15 protein-coding genes and 1 pseudogene are annotated in these 17460 nt (G+C 67.9%); 12 read left to right on the forward strand and 4 right to left on the reverse strand.

All coding sequences use genetic code 11. The features are described from left to right. Positions 1-150 precede the first annotated feature (150 nt). Positions 151-1050, reverse strand: a pseudogene (locus tag AB1K56_RS18290) (IS481 family transposase); the annotation flags it as partial. 333 nt (positions 1051-1383) lie between these two features. Next, complete coding sequence (locus AB1K56_RS18295) at positions 1384-2127, reverse strand: DeoR/GlpR family DNA-binding transcription regulator (protein ID WP_371206744.1); 744 nt, start codon at positions 2125-2127, stop codon at positions 1384-1386. A gap of 150 nt (positions 2128-2277) precedes the next feature. Between AB1K56_RS18295 and melA the strand changes: the two genes are divergently transcribed. Beyond that, positions 2278-3597, forward strand: coding sequence for an alpha-galactosidase (gene melA, locus AB1K56_RS18300; protein ID WP_371206745.1), 1320 nt, complete (start codon positions 2278-2280; stop codon positions 3595-3597). Continuing rightward, positions 3594-4439, forward strand: coding sequence for a class II fructose-bisphosphate aldolase (locus AB1K56_RS18305; protein WP_371206746.1), 846 nt, complete (start codon positions 3594-3596; stop codon positions 4437-4439). The genes melA and AB1K56_RS18305 overlap by 4 nt, the downstream gene beginning before the upstream one ends. A gap of 1 nt (position 4440) precedes the next feature. Here the strand turns inward: AB1K56_RS18305 and AB1K56_RS18310 are convergent, their stop codons facing one another. Beyond that, positions 4441-5508 carry an amidohydrolase family protein gene (locus AB1K56_RS18310; RefSeq protein ID WP_371206747.1) on the reverse strand — a complete coding sequence of 356 codons (1068 nt, stop codon included), beginning with the start codon at positions 5506-5508 and terminating at the stop codon, positions 4441-4443. Between the two features lie 147 nt (positions 5509-5655). On the opposite strand from AB1K56_RS18310, the gene AB1K56_RS18315 reads away from it, so the two are divergent. The 6 genes from AB1K56_RS18315 (at position 5656) to AB1K56_RS18340 (ending at position 11755) form a co-directional block, all read left to right on the forward strand. Beyond that, positions 5656-6969 (forward strand): ABC transporter substrate-binding protein, encoded by a 1314-nt coding sequence (locus AB1K56_RS18315; RefSeq protein WP_371206748.1) that lies wholly within the window; start codon positions 5656-5658, stop codon positions 6967-6969. A 32-nt stretch (positions 6970-7001) separates the two neighbouring features. Next, entirely contained in the window at positions 7002-7964 is a 963-nt protein-coding gene (locus AB1K56_RS18320; protein ID WP_371206749.1) for a carbohydrate ABC transporter permease, read from the forward strand. Further along, the gene (locus tag AB1K56_RS18325) at positions 7964-8830 is read left to right on the forward strand and encodes a carbohydrate ABC transporter permease (protein WP_371206750.1); all 867 of its coding nucleotides are present in this window, start codon (positions 7964-7966) and stop codon (positions 8828-8830) included. Before AB1K56_RS18320 ends, AB1K56_RS18325 begins: the two co-directional genes overlap by 1 nt. After that, positions 8827-10554, forward strand: a complete 1728-nt coding sequence (locus AB1K56_RS18330) for a hypothetical protein (protein WP_371206751.1) — start codon at positions 8827-8829, stop codon at positions 10552-10554. Before AB1K56_RS18325 ends, AB1K56_RS18330 begins: the two co-directional genes overlap by 4 nt. Before the next feature lie 30 nt (positions 10555-10584). After that, complete coding sequence (locus tag AB1K56_RS18335; protein ID WP_371206752.1) at positions 10585-11280, forward strand: helix-turn-helix transcriptional regulator; 696 nt, start codon at positions 10585-10587, stop codon at positions 11278-11280. A 163-nt stretch (positions 11281-11443) separates the two neighbouring features. Beyond that, on the forward strand, positions 11444-11755 hold the full coding sequence (locus AB1K56_RS18340) for a VOC family protein (RefSeq protein ID WP_371206753.1): 312 nt from the start codon (positions 11444-11446) through the stop codon (positions 11753-11755). Positions 11756-11822: 67 nt separating this feature from the next. Here the strand turns inward: AB1K56_RS18340 and AB1K56_RS18345 are convergent, their stop codons facing one another. Further along, on the reverse strand, positions 11823-13226 hold the full coding sequence (locus AB1K56_RS18345) for an endo alpha-1,4 polygalactosaminidase (RefSeq protein WP_371206754.1): 1404 nt from the start codon (positions 13224-13226) through the stop codon (positions 11823-11825). Positions 13227-13574: 348 nt separating this feature from the next. Here AB1K56_RS18345 and AB1K56_RS18350 point away from each other — a divergent pair, with 348 nt between their 5' ends. The 4 genes from AB1K56_RS18350 to AB1K56_RS18365 are packed head-to-tail and all read left to right on the forward strand — an operon-like array spanning position 13575 to position 17359. Beyond that, positions 13575-14873: a D-tagatose-bisphosphate aldolase, class II, non-catalytic subunit gene (locus AB1K56_RS18350; RefSeq protein WP_371206755.1), complete on the forward strand. Its 1299-nt coding sequence runs from the start codon at positions 13575-13577 to the stop codon at positions 14871-14873. Between the two features lie 7 nt (positions 14874-14880). Next, positions 14881-16032, forward strand: a complete 1152-nt coding sequence (locus AB1K56_RS18355) for an SIS domain-containing protein (RefSeq protein WP_371206756.1) — start codon at positions 14881-14883, stop codon at positions 16030-16032. Further along, on the forward strand, positions 16029-16997 hold the full coding sequence (locus AB1K56_RS18360) for an N-acetylglucosamine kinase (protein ID WP_371206757.1): 969 nt from the start codon (positions 16029-16031) through the stop codon (positions 16995-16997). Before AB1K56_RS18355 ends, AB1K56_RS18360 begins: the two co-directional genes overlap by 4 nt. Continuing rightward, complete coding sequence (locus tag AB1K56_RS18365; protein ID WP_371206758.1) at positions 16994-17359, forward strand: EamA family transporter; 366 nt, start codon at positions 16994-16996, stop codon at positions 17357-17359. The genes AB1K56_RS18360 and AB1K56_RS18365 overlap by 4 nt, the downstream gene beginning before the upstream one ends. Positions 17360-17460 lie beyond the last annotated feature (101 nt).

Here is a 17460-nt window from a genome sequence, read left to right on the forward strand (position 1 = left end):
GCACGCTGGGCGATCAGGTGGAAGCCCGCGCTCAACGCGTTTGCGATCACCTTCGCCGGACGGTTCGACAGAACCAATCATTGAAAACCGCCGGGCCTCACACACCCTTTATCGGACAGTCCCTAAGACGCCCAACCAGGAAATCCCCCTCTAGATGTGCTGCCCGGGCAGGTTGGTCAATCTGCTGATGGGTGGGTGGCCGCCGATCGCGGTGTGGGGCCTGTGGTGATTGTAGGAGTGAAGCCAGGCGGGGAGAGCGTTGCGGCGGGCTGATTCGGAGTTGTAGTGCCGGGCGTAGGCCCAACCGTCGGCTAGGGTGCGGTGGAAGCGTTCGATCTTTCCGTTCGTCTGCGGTCGGTAGGGGCGAGTGCGTTTGTGGCGGATGCTCAGCTCTGTGCAGGCGTCTCGCCAGAGGAACGAGCGGTATGCGGAGCCGTTGTCGGAGAGCACGCGCTCGACGGTGATGCCGCGGGCGGCGAACCACCCGACTGCGCGGCGGAGGACGGCGACGGCGGTGGCGGCGGTCTCGTCGTCGTGGATTTCGGCGTAGGCGACGCGGGAGTGGTCGTCGACGACGGTGTGAACGAACGCCGTTCCCGTGACTGGGTCGCCGGCGATGCCGCGTTTGCCGGTCCGCTTCGCGGTGATGGCCTTGTTCCGCTCTCCCTGGAAGCGCCCGACGTAGCGCCAGCCGCCGCCGTCGGGGATGTTCCCGAGCTTTTTCACGTCGACGTGGATCAGCGAGCCGGGGTGTTCGTGCTCGTAGCGTCGGGCAGGCTCTCCGGTGCGCACATCAATGTGGCTGAGCCGGTTGATCCGGCAGCGTGTGAGGATCGCGTGAACGGTCGAGGCTGGCATTCCCAGCCGCGCGCCGATCCCGATGGGGCCCAGCCGTTTCTTCCACCGCAGATGTACGACCTTGCGCACCAGCATCCGGGGGGTCCTGTTCGGACTCGAATGCGGCCGGGAGGAGCGATCCTGCATGCCGGCCTCGCCCATCTCGACGTATCGGCGAGACCATCGCTCCGCGGTCCGCCAGGACACCCGGAAATAGTCTGCAGGGGTGGGTCATTGCCTCACTCGAAAGGGTTGAGTCAGCGCGCGACCGGTACGACGAGTCCCAGGATGCCCCCTCGTAACTCCCACAGCTTTGCCCGATGGTCTTCATGTATCTCGCCGAGCGCGCGTAGACGGGATTTTCGGGCTACATGCGTCTGACGACCGCGTGGGCGCGCCCGCTATCGGCGCGGAGAACGACTGCGTAGCGGGCCGGAAACAGGCGTACATCGATGAGCCTTCTGCGTCACGGCTGCTTGGCTGCTGGCGGACTCTCGGCGAGCGACTGCTGATCAGAGCTCCTTCCCCGCTGATAGACCCCCTCCGTTAGACGATTCGAACCTCAACTCCGGCAGTCCGGATCCGTCCCAGTTCTTCGGAATCAGCACTGTCGTCCGTTATGAGCATGTCGACTTGATCGGTCGAAGCCATCTGCGCGAGTGCTGTTCGACCAATCTTCGATCCGTCGGCGACAACGATTGTGCGGGCGGCCTTCGAGACCATCGCGTTGTTCGCACGGGCCTCGGTCTCGTCATGGGTCATAACGCCCGCCTCGGCTGTGAAGCCGTCGGCTCCCAGGACGGCGGTGCCGATGTTGACCGCGCTGAACGCGCCCTCGGCGAGCACACCGACGAGTTCCAGCGACTGCGGTCGCAGGATGCCGCCGGTCATGACGACCTTGAGTCGTGGGTATGAGTTGACCACCCACGCGATCGACAGTGAGTTGGTGACGATGGTCAGGTCGCGGTGGTTCACGAGCTCTCGAGCCACCCCAGCCGTCGTGCTGCCGCCGCTCAGTGCGACGGCGTGGCGCTCGCGCGGAATCGTCAGAGCTGCGGCGCGGGCGATGCGACGCTTGGCGTCACCGAATCGAGTGTCGCGAAGGGCGACGGGGAGTTCCGACAGCACGCCAGCGGCTTTAGCACCGCCGTGTGTGCGGACGATGAGGCCCTGATCAGCGAGGGTAGTGAGGTCGCGGCGCAAGGTGGCGGCTGATGATGCGAAGCGCTCGGTGAGCTCGCCGATCGAGACCTCCCCGTGCTCGGCGATCGCGTCGAGGATGTCGGTCATCCGCCGCGACCGTTTCGAGGAGCCTCCGGGGATCGCTGGTGAGGCCGGGCTGTTCGCACTGGACATGGGAGTGATCATGTCAGATGAGCGATTGAGCGTCAATCCGCTCATTTACTTGCGCATACCGCGCCATATTTTCACAATCGAGTCATGCCGACGATCGTTTTCCTGGGAGCCGGGAGCGTCGTGTTCACGCGCCAGCTGCTCACCGACCTGCTCCGCTTCTCCGACCTCCCCACGCTCGACATCCGCCTGCACGACATCGACGCGGAGCGCCTCGATGTCGCCCACCGGAGTGCGCAGAACGTGGCCTGGCAGCTGGGGCGCGATATCCGTCTCGCGGCGTCCCTCGACCGCCGGGAGATGCTCGCCGGCGCGGACTTCGTCGTCAACATGATCCAGGTCGGCGGCATCGACGCGACGCGCATCGATCTGGAGCTGCCCGCCGCCCGCGGCCTGCGCCAGACGATCGGCGACACGACCGGGGTCGGCGGCGTGTTTCGCGCGCTGCGCACCTTCCCGGTGCTGACCGCGATCGCGAACGACATGCTCGAGCTCTGCCCCGACGCCTACTTCCTGAACTACACAAACCCGATGGCGCTGAACATCTGGTGGATGTCGGTCGTCGCCCCCTCGCTCAAGGCGTACGGCCTCTGTCACAGCGTCTACTGGACGGTCAACGACCTCTGCGACCTCGTGGGCGTGCCGCTCGAGGACACCCACTACCGCGCCGCCGGCGTGAACCACCAGGCGTGGCTCACCGAGTGGACACATGAGGGACGCGACCTCTATCCGCTGCTGCGCGAGCGGATCGCCGCTGACCCCGAGTTGGAGCGGCGCGTGCGCGTCGAGATCTTCCGACGCATCGGCTACTACCCGACCGAGACGAGCGAGCACTCCTCGGAGTACCTGAGCTGGTTCCTGCGTTCCGACGCGCAGATCGAGCGCTTCCGGCTCGAGCCGCTGCAGTACATCGGCATCTCCAAGGAGAACGTCGCCGAGTTCCACGAGGCGAAGCGCATCCTCGACGCGGGCGGCGACCTGCGCCTGCACGACGGAGACGATGCCGCTGAGTACGCCCCGCAGATCATCCACTCCGTGCTGACCGGCACCGCGCGCGAGATCCACGTCAACGTGCCGAACGCTGGGCTCATCGACAACCTGCCCGAGGGGGCCGTCGTCGAGGTGCCCGCGATGGTCGACGGCGACGGCGTGCACACCCCGCACTGGGGCCCGATCCCCGCCGCCGGCGCCGCACTCAACCGCACCTACCTCTCGGTCGCCGATCTGACGATCCGCGCGGCCCGCGACGGCGACCCGGAACTCGTGCGTCGCGCGGTGCTCGCCGATCCGAACGCGAGCTCGTCGCTCACGCCCGCCGAGATCTGGGATCTCTGCGACGAGCTGACCCGAGCCCACGCTCACCTCCTCCCGGTTGCGCTCGGCGGCACGCTCGCCGAGTCGTCGTGACCCTCGCGACGACCGCCGACATCGTCGGCGGCGCGGTCACGCGCGGTGCCGGTGTCCCGGCGTTCAACGTCATCACGATCGAGCAGGCCGAGGCGGTCGTCCTCGGCGTCGCGGACGCCGCCGTGCCCGCGCTCATCCAGGTGAGCCAGAACGCCCTGACCTTCCGCCACGGCATGGCGCCGTTGTTGGCCGCCTGCCGCGAGCTCGCCCGGGAGGCGGCCGTCGAAATCGCCGTCCACGTCGACCACCTCGACGACCCCGACCTCACGCGCGCGGTCCTAGAGCGTGCCGAGGAACTGGGCGTCGGGTCTGTCATGTTCGACAAGGCCGCCGCGCCGCACGCGGAGAACGCGGCCCTGACCGCCCGCATCGCGCAGGACGCGCACGGGCGCGGCCGGTGGATCGAAGGCGAGCTCGGGGAGGTCGGCGGCAAGGGCGGAGCACACGCGCCCGGAGTCCGTACCGATGTCGCCGAGGCGCAGCAGTTCGTCGGCGAGACGGGTGTCGATCTCCTGGCCGTCGCGGTCGGGAGCTCTCACGCGATGACCGAACGCACCGCGGTCCTCGATCTCGACCTCATCGCCCGGCTCTCCGCCGCCGTCCCTGTCCCGCTCGTGCTCCACGGCAGCTCCGGGGTGCCCGACGCGGCCCTCGCGGACGCGGTGGCCGCCGGCATCCGCAAGGTGAACGTCGGGACGGCGCTGGGCATCGTGGGCACGGCGGCGCTGCGGCGCGAGCTTGCCGAGCGTCCGGACGTGGTCGACCCCCGCAGTTACCTGCGCGGCGTGCGCGCGGCGATCCGCGACGAGGTCGCGCGTCTCGCCGCCGTCGTCGGAGGTTGACTCAGAGGCCCAGGACGCGACGCGCGTTGTCGCGGTAGAGCGCGGGCAGGAGGTGCGACGGGAGCGCCGCACCCGAGACCGCCCAGCGCCCCTGCGGCGGGATCCGCGCGCCGGGCGCGTACTCGAACCCCTCGTCCGCAGACTCGAGGAAGCGGTAGTGGAGGGCGTACTGCTCGTCCTCGACGGGATAGATGTCGGTGCCGAAGAGGACGCGGTCGGGATGCCGCTCCACGAGCGCTGCGAACCGTCGCGGCTGGCGGCCGAGCTCGGCCATACGCCCGGCGATGTCGACGTGGTACCCGGGAGCCGCGTTCATGAGATCGGAGACGCGGTCGAGGTCCTCGGCGGCGCAACCGACGTGGGCCCCGATGAACGTGGTCTGCGGACACGCGAGGACGAGTCGCGCGTGCGCGTCGAGCAGCTCGTCGAAGGTGGGGTGGACGGCGGTGTCGCCGAACCACCAGTCCCGGGCACCGCGGAGCTCGTCGAGGCGCTCGTTGTGCGCGTCGAGTGGTTCGAAGAACGCGCGGGGGTCGGCCGTGTGGATCAGGACGGGGAGTCCGAGCTCACCTGCCCGCCGCAGGACGGCGACCACCCGGCGGTCGTCGGGCGAGACGAGCGTTCCGTAGGCGTCTCGGAAGGTCAGCCCAAGCGACTTCCACACCTTGACGCCTCGCGCACCCCGACGTGCGTTGTCCTCGAGCTGGGCGATCAGGCGGCTCTCGGCATCCGCTTCCGCCAGCAGGCGCCAGTCCAGCTGGCAGAAGGTGACGAAACGGCCGGGGTGCGCCCTGTCGTAACGATTGAGGTTCGCGTCGATCTCGTCTCCCCACATCCCGTCCAGATTGACGATGATGTCCACGTGACGCGCATCCATCGTGCGGATGAGGTCGTCGACGTCGTCGATCATCCATGCGCCGTCCGCGGTCAACCACCGACCGAGGTGATTGTGGATGTCGATGCACGGGGTGTGCGGCAGATCGACGATAGTCGCGGGAGCACGCAGCATGCTGCGCGGAGTCCATTCCCGCAGGCGTAGGTCGTCGAGAGGAGGCATCGGCTGGGGCATGCTTTCACAATTGGCCAGCCTGGAGGATCGCGCAACAGTCCGCTCACAAATTGTGATCGATTCGCTCATTATCAGTTACAAATGATCACACCCGGTTGAATAATGGCGGAATGCATCCGGCGCCGTCGCCCGATCGAGAGGACGCTCATGAACCGCCGCTTCACCCGAACCATCCGTGCTGCCGCCGTCGGCGTCACAGGGGTCATTGCCCTCGCTCTCTCCGCTTGCTCCGGCCCGCAGGGTGCCACGGAGCTCAACACCGAGGCACCCGTGACCCTGACGTGGTGGACCGGACAGAATGATGACGCTGCGAAGCTCCTCGGAGATCTCGCCGCAGAGTTCGAGAAAGAGCACCCGAATGTAACCATCGACGCATCCTCCGGGGCGTCATCGACGGAGGAGCTCATCCAGAAGCTGTCTGCAGGATTTGCTGGCAACAGTTACCCGAACATCTCATACGCGTTCGGGTCGTGGGCTAGTGAGTTGGAGTCTTCCGGTCGCACTCTCGATATTCGGGAGCAGGTGAGCGACCCTGCCGTCGGGTGGGACGAGTTCTCCGAGGCGGCCCGCGCCACTGCGCAGCCCACCGGCGAGAAGATCATCGGGTTCCCCGCCCTCGTTGACAATATCTCGCTCTTTTACAACAAGACGGTCTTCGACGCCGCTGGCGTGGCTTACCCGACGGATCGCTGGACGTGGGACGACTTCCGCAAGGCGGCCGCCGCTCTCACCAACCCGGCGACCGAGACATACGGCTACGCCTACTCCGTCTCGGGCTCGGAGGAGACCACCTGGCAGTTCTGGCCCCACCTGTGGCAGAACGGCGGCGAAATTCTGACCGACGACCAGAAGCAGGCGGCCTTCGACAGCGACGCCGGCGTGAATGCTCTCGAGTTCCTGCGCGGCATGGCGGTCGACGACCACAGTGTCTACCTCGACCAGACCGACACGAAATTCGCACAGCTGTTCGCGGCGAACCGGATCGGCATGATGACCTCCGGCCCCTGGCAGCTCTCGGACCTGAAGACCGCCAAGACCGACTACGGTGTCACGGTGCTCCCCGGCACGAACGGCGACCACCAGACCGTTTCCGGCCCCGACCTCTGGGCCCTCTTCGACACGGGCGATGTCAACGAGAACTACTGGTCGTACAAGTTCATTGAGTGGCTGACTGCCTCCGAGCAGGACCTGCGCTGGAACGTCGCCTACGGCAACCTGCCGCTGCGCTCGAGCGAGCAGAGCTCGCCCGAGTTCCAGGCGCAGGCCAAGGAACTTCCGGGTCTCGAGATCATGGCGGCGAACAACGCCAACGCCATCAACGCGCGGCCGACCGTCCCCGGCTACGTCGGCCTGTCCGAAGCCGTAGGCAATGCAATCTCCCGCGTGCTGCAGGGCGACGGGACGCCCGAGGACGCGCTGAAGGAAGCCGCCGAGAAGGCGAACGACGCCCTCTCCGATTGACCGCGGACGCTGGAACGAATGAGGATCCGACGATGACGACTCTCCACCGCCTCCCCGACGCGCCGGCCGACGCCGATGTCGTCCAGGACCCGCAACCAGCCCGGCAACGCCCGGTCCGGCGGCGGAAGATCACAGCGACCCTCACCGGGTGGGGTTTCGTCGCCCCCGCGATGGTCGTCATCGTCGGGCTCTCATTCTTCCCCGCCGCATGGGCCTTCCTTCTCTCCCTGCAGAAATGGAATGGCTTCGCTCCCGCGAAGTTCGTCGGCGTCGAGAACTACACGTCGCTCATGACTGATGGGGAGTTCTGGGAGGCGGTGGGGCACACCGGTCTCTACGTGACCCTCTTCGTCCCGGCATCCGTCCTTGCGGGCCTCTTTCTCGCGGTCGCGCTGAACCGGAACATCCGTTTCATCGGGGTGTACCGCACCGCAATCTTCGTGCCGTTCGTCGCGTCGGCGGCCGCCACCGGCATCCTGTCGACCTACCTCTTCAACCCGCAGTTCGGTCTCGCGAACAACGTGTTCCGGGTGCTCGGACTGCCGCCACAGGGCTGGCTCGAGGACCCCTCGCAGGCGATGCTCGTGATCGCGATCATGTCGCTGTGGGGGCAGGCGGCCTTCACGACCGTCATCTACCTCGCCGCGCTGCAGGACGTGCCCACCGAACTGCTCGAGGCGGCCCGCATCGACGGCGCCAACCGCTGGCAGACCTTCTGGCGGGTGGTTTGGCCCGGGCTCGGGCCCGTCACTATTTTCGTCACCGTGTGGCAGGTGATCGGCGCCCTGCAACTTTTCGATCTCGTCTACACGACCACCCGCGGCGGTCCGCTGGACTCGACCAAAACGATCGTCTACTTCCTCTGGGAGAAGGCGTTCAAGAGCCTCGACTTCGGCTACGGCTCCGCGGCGGCCTACGTCCTGTTCGCCGTCACCCTGCTCATCACGGTCGGCATGGTCATCTTCGCCCGCCGCCGCAACTTGGAGGCGTTCTGATGGCCCTCGCCACCCTCACCCGCACGCCCGAGCTCGAGACGCGCCGCCCGCGCCGTCGGCGTCTGAGCGGGTGGCACTTCGTCCTCGCCCCGATCGCGCTGCTGTTCGTCATCCCGTTCGCGCAGATGGTGCTCGCCTCGGTCTCGCCCGCGTCGGACCTGGTGAAGTTCCCGCCGCCGTTCATCCCGTCCTCGCTAACCCTCGACGGCTTCATCGCCCTCTTCACGACGACCGACGTGCTCCGCTGGCTGTTCAACAGCGTCATCGTCTCGGCCGTCGCGATCGTCTCGCATGTGATCCTCTGCTCGCTCGCCGGCTACGGCTTCGCTCGCCTGCACTTCCGCGGCCGCAACGTCGGGTTCTTCATGATCGTCGCCACGATCATGATCCCCACTCAGCTGCTGATGATCCCGACCTACATCCTGTTCACGCGGATCGGCCTCATCGACACCCTCGCCGCAGCCTTCGTGCCGTGGCTCGCATCGGCGTTCGGCATCTTCCTCATGCGGCAGTTCTTTCTATCGCTGCCGAAGGAGGTCGAGGAGGCAGCCGCGATCGACGGGGCGAACCGCTTGCAGACGTTCCTGCGGATCGTCTTGCCGCTGGCCAAGCCGGCCATCGCGACCCTTGCGATCTTCACGCTTTTGAGCTCGTGGAACGACCTCATCTGGCCTCTCATCGCGATCAACAACGACAACCTCTTCACGATCCAGCTCGGCATCGCCAACTTCCAGGGCACCCGACGCACGCAGTGGTCGCTGCTTATGGCCTCGAACGTCATCGCCACCTTGCCGCTCGTCTTGTTCTTCCTCTTCGCGCAGAAGCACTTCGTGCAGACAATGACGATGTCGGGCATGAAGGGATGAGACGTGCGCGCATCGCGATCGTCTCACTCGCCGTGGCCGTCCTGCTCGCCGGCTGCACGGTGACGGCCGACGAGCCGCCCTCCCGGGCGACGCTCCCGATCGGAGAGCCGAGCGGCGTTGACCTCGACATCGGCCCGCGTGCCGGGTTCGTGGACGCGTCCGCAGTGGCCCCCACGGTGGCTGACGGCGACGACTGGTCGCTGCCGGAGTGGGTGCGCCCGGCGCCGAACTCTGGATACTTCTCCGAGGAGGAGGATGCCGACGAGCTCGTCGCGGTCCGCTCGGTCGACGTATCGTGGCGCCAAATCCGGCCCAGCGCGGACGGTGGGCTCGACCGCGACGCGAGCGGCGAGGCCCAGGGGCTGAGCTTCCACGGCCTCGACGCGCAGTTGCGTCAGCCCGGTGACTTCTGGATGCGGGTGTTCGCGTCGGGCGAGGACTGGGCGCCGGAGTGGGTCGCGGAGGACTGCGGCGTGGCATCCATCGGGCCCGACTATGACGGCCAGCGGCACCTGCCCATTTGGGATGAGTGCGTCTGGGGGCACCTGCTCGACACGTACCGCGAGCTGTTCGTCGACGGCGGACTCGCAGAAAACCCGCGGCTGAGGTTCGTCTACGTGCCCGGAGCGTTCACGTGGGCCGAGTTCGACTATGAGATGGTCGAGGCCGCCGTCGATGCCGGCACACTCGACGAGGAGACCTACCTCGCCTGGTACCGGCACGCGTGGACGGACCTCGTCGAGCTCTTCGGCGACAACGCGGACAAACTGGTATTCACGGGCGAGGACTACCCGTTCGGACCGTTCGGCGACGCGCAGAACCTGCTCGCGAAGGATGCCGTGGATGCCGGCATGGGCATCCGAACCGGGATCACCGAGCTCTTCAACTTCCATCTCAGCGAAGCGCCGGCGTACGGCTCCCACATCCAACCTGACGGGCACATGACCGTCGACGAGTCGCTGCCGATCCACTCCGGCCGGTTCGTCGTGGGCACCGAGAACGAGTGCTACACGGACTGCGGGTACATGACCGACGACCCGTACTACGCGGTCGTGCAGTCGAACCTCAAAGCACTGCAGCTGCGGGTGAACTGGATGTACGTCGTCCCCGGCCCCTCCTACATGGCCGAGTACCCCGAGCACTGGGACTGGCTGCGCCTGTCGATCGGGCAGAAGGCCGACACCTCGGCGGACGCGTGGGCCGCCCTCCGTGATGCCGAGGACCGGTACTGGGCGGGCGACGACCCGCCGCCGCCGTTCGACGATCCGGATGCCTGGCCGAGCCGCCCCTGGGTGCGCAACCTCGAACGCTGGCTCGTGCAGGTCGACGAGCCCGGATCCGTCGCCCACCGCACCGACGTCGATGCACGCGTGCACGTCTTCGAGGAGGACAACGGGACCGCCTACGAAGGACTGTCGACGTCTGTCGCCGACGGCGACACCGGATTCGTCTTCGAGGTCGACGAGCGCTTCGCGGCGGCATCCGTCGGTCGCGACGTCGTGAAGGTGACGTTCCTGGACCGGGGGAGGGGCGCCTTCTCGCTCGAGACGGCTGCCGGCACCTCCGCAGCCGTCGAGCGCACGGACTCGGGGGCGTGGCGCACGGCGACGATCGCCCTCCCGGACGGTGCTCTCGCCGCGGGCACGCGGTTGCGGATCGGCCTCGCCGACGGGGCGGGCGACCTGGTTGTCCGGTTGGTGCGCGTCGTCCACGTCGCCCGCTGAGGCGTCGGAGCCCGGGCGTATGGTCGGACCGTGAATCGTACCGACCGGCTCTACGCGCTCGTCGAGGAGCTGCGCGCCGTCGCGCCCCGGCCGCGCAGCGCCCGCTGGCTGGCGGACCGGTTCGAGGTGAGCGTGCGCACCGTAGAGCGTGACATCAGCGCGCTCCAGCAGGCGGGTGTGCCGATCTGGGCGGAGCCCGGCCGGACCGGCGGCTACTGCGTCGCGGCCGAGCACACCCTGCCCCCGGTGAACGTCACGCCGCAGGAGGCGATGGCGCTGGCGGTCGCCGTGCAGACGATGGGGGCGGCGCCCTTCCGATCGGCGGCCGAGAGCGCCCTGCGCAAGCTCGTGTTCGCCATGCGCGGCGACGACGCCGCGACGGCGCGGATGCTGGTGTCCCGCATCCATTTCCTCCGCGGCGACGACGCCCCGGATCGGATGCCGCGACTGCTCGCCGACGTGGTGCGCGACCCGCGGGTGCTGCGCATCGCGTACGCGGACCGTGCCGGGACGCGCACGGAGCGCGGGATCGAGCCGCTCGGCTACGTCGAGTCGGGCGGTGCCTGGTACCTCATCGCGTGGTGCCGGCTGCGGCGCGCCATCCGTGCCTTCCGCTCGGACCGGATCTCCGATGTCGTCGCCACCCGTGAGGTCCCGCCGCCCCGGTCGCTCACGGCGGCGGATATCGAGATCGTCTACGGCGCGCTGCTGCCACTGTCGCTCTGAACCCGTCCGGGAATCCTTCGGAATAACCGACAGGACGCTGTCGCGTCGGTTCCGCAGACTGACGGCATGAATTTCATCTCCGTCCGCATCATCACGGCCGACGTCGCCCGTCTCGCCGACTTCTACGAGCTGGTCACGGGCGTGACCGCCCTCCGCACTGGCGATGTCTTCGCCGAGCTCTCCACCCCGTCCGCGACGCTCGCGATCGCCGACGCCCGGACCCTCGGGCTCTTCGGGACGGGCTTGGCGGAGGCCGGGGCGAACCCGGTCGGCGATCATCGAGTTCCTGACCCCCGACGTGGATGCCGACTGTGCGAGGCTGCGGGCGGCGGTGGAGGTCTGGGTGACCGAGCCGGCCGTGATGCCGTGGGGCAACCGCTCCGCGCTTCTGCGCGACCCCGACGGCAACCTCGTGAACCTCTTCACCCCTGTCACGCCCGAGGCGGTTGAGAAGTTCGCGCGTTTCACGCGGTGATCGCCGCGCCCCACGCACGCGAAGGGCGTCGCACGGGGAACCCGTGCGACGCCCGATCACGCCGTGTTCAGCAGGACTGGTAGGAGTACCCAGCCGTGCCGGCCGGGACGACGTCGCGGTCGCGCAGGATGATCCCGCGCGTGGCCCCGTCATCGGCGCAGATCGCCTGGAACGAGGTCTTCGTCGTCCCGTTGTGGACCCGGTTCGGGTTGTTGTCGGTGTACTCGATCTCGAACACGAGCGGCCCGTAGACCGAGGTGTACGAGGCGCACTCCCAGTACGCGGCGCACTCCTCGGCGATCGCGAAGTCGAAACCCTGAGCCGGCGAGACGGTGTCGACAAACGTCTTGCCGATGCCGCCGTAGCCTTGCCCGGTCTCGGCCGTGTTCTTCTGGCCAATGGCGAGGCCGATGGAGTGGACGTAGGGGATCACGAGCTTCAGGTAGTCCCGCGTCTGTGCGAACGTCAGGAAATTCTGCGAGCGGAGGAAGACGTCGAGGTTGTCGGGCTCGATCGCCTGGTATCCCGATGCCTTGCACCCGTCGAACCAGGGCTTCTGGATCTCGAGGAGTTGTGCGCGCTTCGTGGCGGTGCGCACGTCGAAGATCGCCTCGTTCCAGCCGGTGTCGATCACGAGGTTGCCGTTGCCGTCGCGCAGCAGCAGGTCGGGGTGGTTGTTCTTCCACCACTGCGTCGTCCCGTACCCCGGGTTGGTCGGCGATTGACCGGCTTGGTCGGGCTGCGTCTGCAGGAGGTTGACGTAGCAGATGTTGTAGAACCCTGAACCGGCCGGGGCGACCAGGCGGTCACGGCTGACGACGCTCACACCCGACTCCGGGGTGTAGGCACCGCCGAGCTGGTAGGAGAACCCGCCGTTCGCCGGCGGGAGAGTGACACCGGTCGAGGGATTCGGGGTGGGTGTGGGAGTCGGCGTCGAGCCTCCCGACGAGCTGACCGTCAGCGACTCCCAGTCAAGGTTCGCGACGTCCGAGGAGTTGTTGGCCTTCAGCTGCACACGGACCGAGCCGGAGCTGTTCACGAAGGCGGACGCGTTCGACGGCGAGGCAAACGTGAAGGTCTTCCACGATCCCCATGACGGCGCACCGGCGTTGGTGCCCACGCTCGTCCAGCTGCTCGTCGACCAGTTGTAGAGCGACCACGTCCAGGTCTGCTGCGCGGTCGCTGGGCCCCGGTAGTTCGCCGACACCTGGATGCCGGTCACGCTCGAGGGTGCGACGGAGGACGGCACGGTGTAGGTGCGGTACCCAGCGTAGGCGCCGGTGAACTCGACGTACTTGTTCCACACGTCCTGGGTGCCGGTGTGATCCTTGACGGCGAGCGCCGAGACTGTCTGGCCGGAGCCGGTCGCTCCGGCTGTCGTCGTCAGGGAGACGGGCGCGAGGGTGGTGGTGGCGGCGGATGCCGGGGCGGCCGCAAGCAGGCCCGCGACGGCCGTGGCAACGGCGGCCACGGCGGCCACGATCGCTCGGGAGCGCGTCCGTTCCCGAGTCGGTGTGCGAGGGGGGTGAGGCACGATCTTCTCCTTGTCAGCGCCACCGGGCGGGGGCGTCGGGCGCCACGGTAGACCCGCCTCAGTCGCGGCGGCGAGGGGATCAGGCGACTCGGTCATCCCGACTGGCCGAACGCGCAGCCTTGATGTGCATTTCGGAGGCCCATCGATCAGGTCGAGCACGTTTACGCTCAGACGCGCACAAATACTGAGCGATTGAAGCGCGCTCTGTTTGTAATCCTACGCGTTCGCTCATACTGGCAGAACCGGGCCGCCACGACCGTCGGCCCCCGGACAGATAGCGAGCACATGAGTCATCCACTGATCTCCCTTGTGGAGCGACACAAGTCAGGCGCCAGCGAGGGCATCTACTCGGTGTGTTCGGCGCACCCGCTCGTGCTGCGCGCGGCAATGCGGCAAAGCGTCGCCGACGGCACGCCGCTGCTCGTGGAGGCGACCTCGAACCAGGTCGATCAGTTCGGCGGCTACACCGGCCGCACGCCCGCGCAGTTCCGTGCCGACGTCGAGGCCATCGCCGCGGCGGAGGGCTTCCCGCTGCACCGGTTGATCCTCGGCGGCGACCACCTCGGGCCGAACCGGTGGCGCAAGGAGGACGCCGAGTCCGCCATGCGCAAGGCCGAGGATCTCGTCCGCGCCTACGTGCGCGCCGGCTACTCGAAGATCCACCTCGACTGCAGCATGCCCTGCGCCGGCGAGAGCACACCGCTGTCCGACGAGGTCGTCGCCGGGCGCGCCGTCCGCCTGCTTTCCGTCGCGGAGCAGGAGGCAGCGGATGCCGGGCTCGACCCGGCCTCGCTCGTCTACGTCATCGGCACCGAGGTGCCGACGCCCGGTGGGGCTGCCGAGAAGCTCGAAGACCTGCAGCCGACGCCGCCGTCCTTCGCGCGGCGCACCCTGGAGATACACCGCCGGGCGATCACCGAAGCCGGCCTCGCGGGCGCCTGGCCGCGAGTCATCGCGCTGGTCGTGCAGCCCGCAGTCGAGTTCGATCACCTCGACGTCGTCGATTACAAGCCCGAGGCGACCACGGAACTTCGTCGCGTCCTCGACGACGAGCCCGGCATGGTATTTGAGGCGCACTCCACCGACTACCAACGGCAGGAGCTGCTCCGCGAGCTGGTGCGCGCGCACTGGGCCGTGCTGAAGGTCGGGCCGGGGCTGACGTTCGCTCTACGCGAGGCGCTGTTCGCTCTCGCCGCGATCGAGGGCGAGATCGTGCCGGCCGCCGAGCGCTCGAAGCTGCGCGACACGATCGAGAGTACGATGCTCGCCGACTCGTCGTGGTGGGAGTCCTACTACGAGGGATCGGACATCGAGCAGGCCCTCGCCCGCGCCTATAGCTACAGCGACCGGGTCCGGTACTACTGGCCGGTGCCCGCAATCGACACCGCGGTGCAGCGACTCTTCGCGAACCTGCGCACCACCGGCATCCCGGAACCGCTCCTCAGTCAGTACCTGCCGGCGCAGTTCGAGCGGGTGCGTGAAGGCGTGTTGACCACGGACCCTGCCGACCTCGCCATCGATCGGGTGCGCGACGTCCTGCGGGTCTACGCGGCCGCGACGGCAGACGACAACAACGGAGAGTGAGACGCTGATGACCATCATCCACAACGACGCCCAGGTCGTCCGAGAACTCACCGCGACGTACGCCGAGATCCGCCGCCAGCCGCGCATGTGGCGCGAGACGGCGGCGGCGCTGCGCGCGCGTCGCGACGAGATGTCCGCCTTCCTCGCTCCGCGCCTGGCGGACCCGTCGCTGCGGATCGTCCTGGCTGGCGCGGGCACGTCGGCCTTTGCCGGCGATGTCATCGCGCCGGCGCTGCGGTCGGCGCTCGGCCGCCGGGTCGACGCCGTCGCCACGACCGACATCGTGGCGAGCCCCGCTGCGGTGTTCGCGGAGGACCTCCCGACCCTGCTGATCTCATTCGCGCGGTCGGGCAACAGCCCCGAGAGCACCGCTGCGACCGAGCTGGCCAACCAGTTCCTGACCGAGGTGTCGCACGTCGTGATTACGTGCGACCTGGAGGGCGAGCTCGCCCACGCGCACGCCGACGCGCCGACGTCGCTCGTCGTGGGGATGCCGGAGGAGACGAACGACAGCGGGTTCGCGATGACCTCCAGCTTCACCTCGATGGTGCTCGCCTGTCTCCTGCTGTTCGAGGGGGAGCGCAACGGCATCGTCGACGCGCTCTCCGGCGAGGCGGAACGGCTCTTTGCGCTCGACGAGCAGATCGGTGCCCTCCTCGATCGCCGGATCGAGCGCGTCGTCTACCTCGGCGCCGGCTCGTTGACGGGACTGGCGCAGGAGTCCGCGCTGAAACTCCTCGAACTGACGGCGGGCACCGTCGTGGGGCTGTTCGACTCGCCGCTCGGGTTCCGTCATGGACCGAAAGCCGTCGTCGACGATGCGACCCTCATCGTCGTCTACCGCTCCGACGACGCCTACACCGCGCAGTACGACGATGACATCGTCACCGAACTACAGGGGATCGCCCCGGGGCGGGTCGTGCGGATCGGCGGTGCAGGTTATGGGTCGCCGACCGATTACCCGTTGCCCGCGATCGACGGTCTCCCCGACGCGTACCGAGGACTCGTCGCCGTCGTGTTTGCCCAGTTGCTCGCCCTGCACGCATCGGTGAAGGCCGGCTGCACCCCCGACAACCCATTCCCCGGCGGCACGGTCAACCGCGTCGTCCAGGGCGTGACCGTCTACCCGCACCCTCGCTCGGAGGACGCTCGCGCATGACCGCCTACCTCGGGGTTGACGGCGGCGGCACGAAGACCGCCTTCCGTCTAATAAACGAGCGCGGAGAGACGCTGGCGGCGTCGACGCAGCCCACGTCGTACTACTTCGGTGGGGGTATCGGCATCCTTGAACGGGTGCTGCGGGACGGCGTCGCCGAGGTGACGCTGGAGGCTGGCATCCGCCCCGAGGACATCGCGCACACGTTCTTTGGCGTCCCGGGGTATGGCGAGGCCAGCGCGGACGTGCCACTCGTCCAAGGCATCGCCCAGAGTGTGCTCGGTCACGGCCGTTTCACGTGCGGTAACGACATGCTGGGCGGCTGGGCCGGTTCCCTCGGCGGTGGCGACGGCATCAACATCATCGCGGGCACCGGGTCAATGTCGTACGGTGAACGGGGCGGTGTCAGCCACCGCGTCGGCGGCTGGAGCGAGATCTTCGGTGACGAGGGCTCGGGCTACTGGGTTGGCATCCGCGGTCTCACTCTGTTCAGCCGGATGGCCGACGGGCGAAGCCCTCGCACACTCCTCTACGACGCGATGCGCGCGAGGCTCGGTATCTCGGAAGACCTCGACGCGGTTGGTACGGTAGTCGGCGAGTGGGGGGGGCAGCGCACTGCAATCGCGGATCTGTCGAAAACGGTGGTGGGAGCCGCCGACGCTGGCGACCTCGCCGCGCGAGCTGTGCTAGAGCAGGGTGCTGATGCGCTCGTTGAGCTCGTGTCTGCCGCCCGCACCGCGCTCAGTTACCCCGACGATGAGGACGTGCTCGTGTCGTATTCCGGCGGCATGTTCTCAGCCCCGTCGTATCGCTCGCTGTTCACCCACGCCTTGCACCGCGCCGGCGCCTACACGCTTATCGCGCCGCGCTATAGCCCCGATCTGGGGAGCGCGCTCTACGCGATGCGCTGTGCTGGTGCGGTGATCCCCGATGCGCTGCCCGCGGGCGAGGGGTCCGCGGGCGCATGAGGCTGCCGCGGTCGTGGATTCCCTACGCCGCGCTCCTGGTGATCACATGGGGAGTATGGGGTGCGTTCTCTGCGGCGCCGAGCGAAATGTTCGGTTACCCGCAGGAGATGATCTACGTCATATGGGCGTTCATCATGATCGTGCCCGCCGCTGCCATCACGCGCGGGCAGCGCATCGATCGGCGACTGTCGGCTACCACCCGCGGACTCACGATCGGCCTGCTGGGCGCCGTCGGACAGCTGCTGCTTTTTCACGCCCTGGTGATCGGTCCTGCATATCTTGTCTTCCCCATCGTGTCGGTGTCACCGGCGCTGACGGTCGTGTTGGCCGTGCTCCTGATGTCATATGGGCGTTCATCATGATCGTGCCCGCCGCTGCCATCACGCGCGGGCAGCGCATCGATCGGCGACTGTCGGCTACCACCCGCGGACTCACGATCGGCCTGCTGGGCGCCGTCGGACAG

This window comes from Microbacterium sp. BWR-S6Y (assembly GCF_041379845.1).
In the GTDB taxonomy this organism is placed as follows: domain Bacteria; phylum Actinomycetota; class Actinomycetes; order Actinomycetales; family Microbacteriaceae; genus Microbacterium; species Microbacterium hydrothermale.

Bases quoted from the DNA above. Each gene is read 5' to 3' on its own strand.
- AB1K56_RS18295 (WP_371206744.1), bottom strand. From the start codon at position 2,127: ATGACCGACATCCTCGACGCGATCGCCGAGCACGGGGAGGTCTCGATC.
- melA (WP_371206745.1), top strand. From the start codon at position 2,278: ATGCCGACGATCGTTTTCCTGGGAGCCGGGAGCGTCGTGTTCACGCGC.
- AB1K56_RS18310 (WP_371206747.1), bottom strand. From the start codon at position 5,508: ATGCCCCAGCCGATGCCTCCTCTCGACGACCTACGCCTGCGGGAATGG.
- AB1K56_RS18315 (WP_371206748.1), top strand. From the start codon at position 5,656: ATGAACCGCCGCTTCACCCGAACCATCCGTGCTGCCGCCGTCGGCGTC.
- AB1K56_RS18320 (WP_371206749.1), top strand. From the start codon at position 7,002: ATGACGACTCTCCACCGCCTCCCCGACGCGCCGGCCGACGCCGATGTC.
- AB1K56_RS18325 (WP_371206750.1), top strand. From the start codon at position 7,964: ATGGCCCTCGCCACCCTCACCCGCACGCCCGAGCTCGAGACGCGCCGC.
- AB1K56_RS18330 (WP_371206751.1), top strand. From the start codon at position 8,827: ATGAGACGTGCGCGCATCGCGATCGTCTCACTCGCCGTGGCCGTCCTG.
- AB1K56_RS18340 (WP_371206753.1), top strand. From the start codon at position 11,444: ATGTCTTCGCCGAGCTCTCCACCCCGTCCGCGACGCTCGCGATCGCCG.
- AB1K56_RS18350 (WP_371206755.1), top strand. From the start codon at position 13,575: ATGAGTCATCCACTGATCTCCCTTGTGGAGCGACACAAGTCAGGCGCC.
- AB1K56_RS18355 (WP_371206756.1), top strand. From the start codon at position 14,881: ATGACCATCATCCACAACGACGCCCAGGTCGTCCGAGAACTCACCGCG.
- AB1K56_RS18360 (WP_371206757.1), top strand. From the start codon at position 16,029: ATGACCGCCTACCTCGGGGTTGACGGCGGCGGCACGAAGACCGCCTTC.
- AB1K56_RS18365 (WP_371206758.1), top strand. From the start codon at position 16,994: ATGAGGCTGCCGCGGTCGTGGATTCCCTACGCCGCGCTCCTGGTGATC.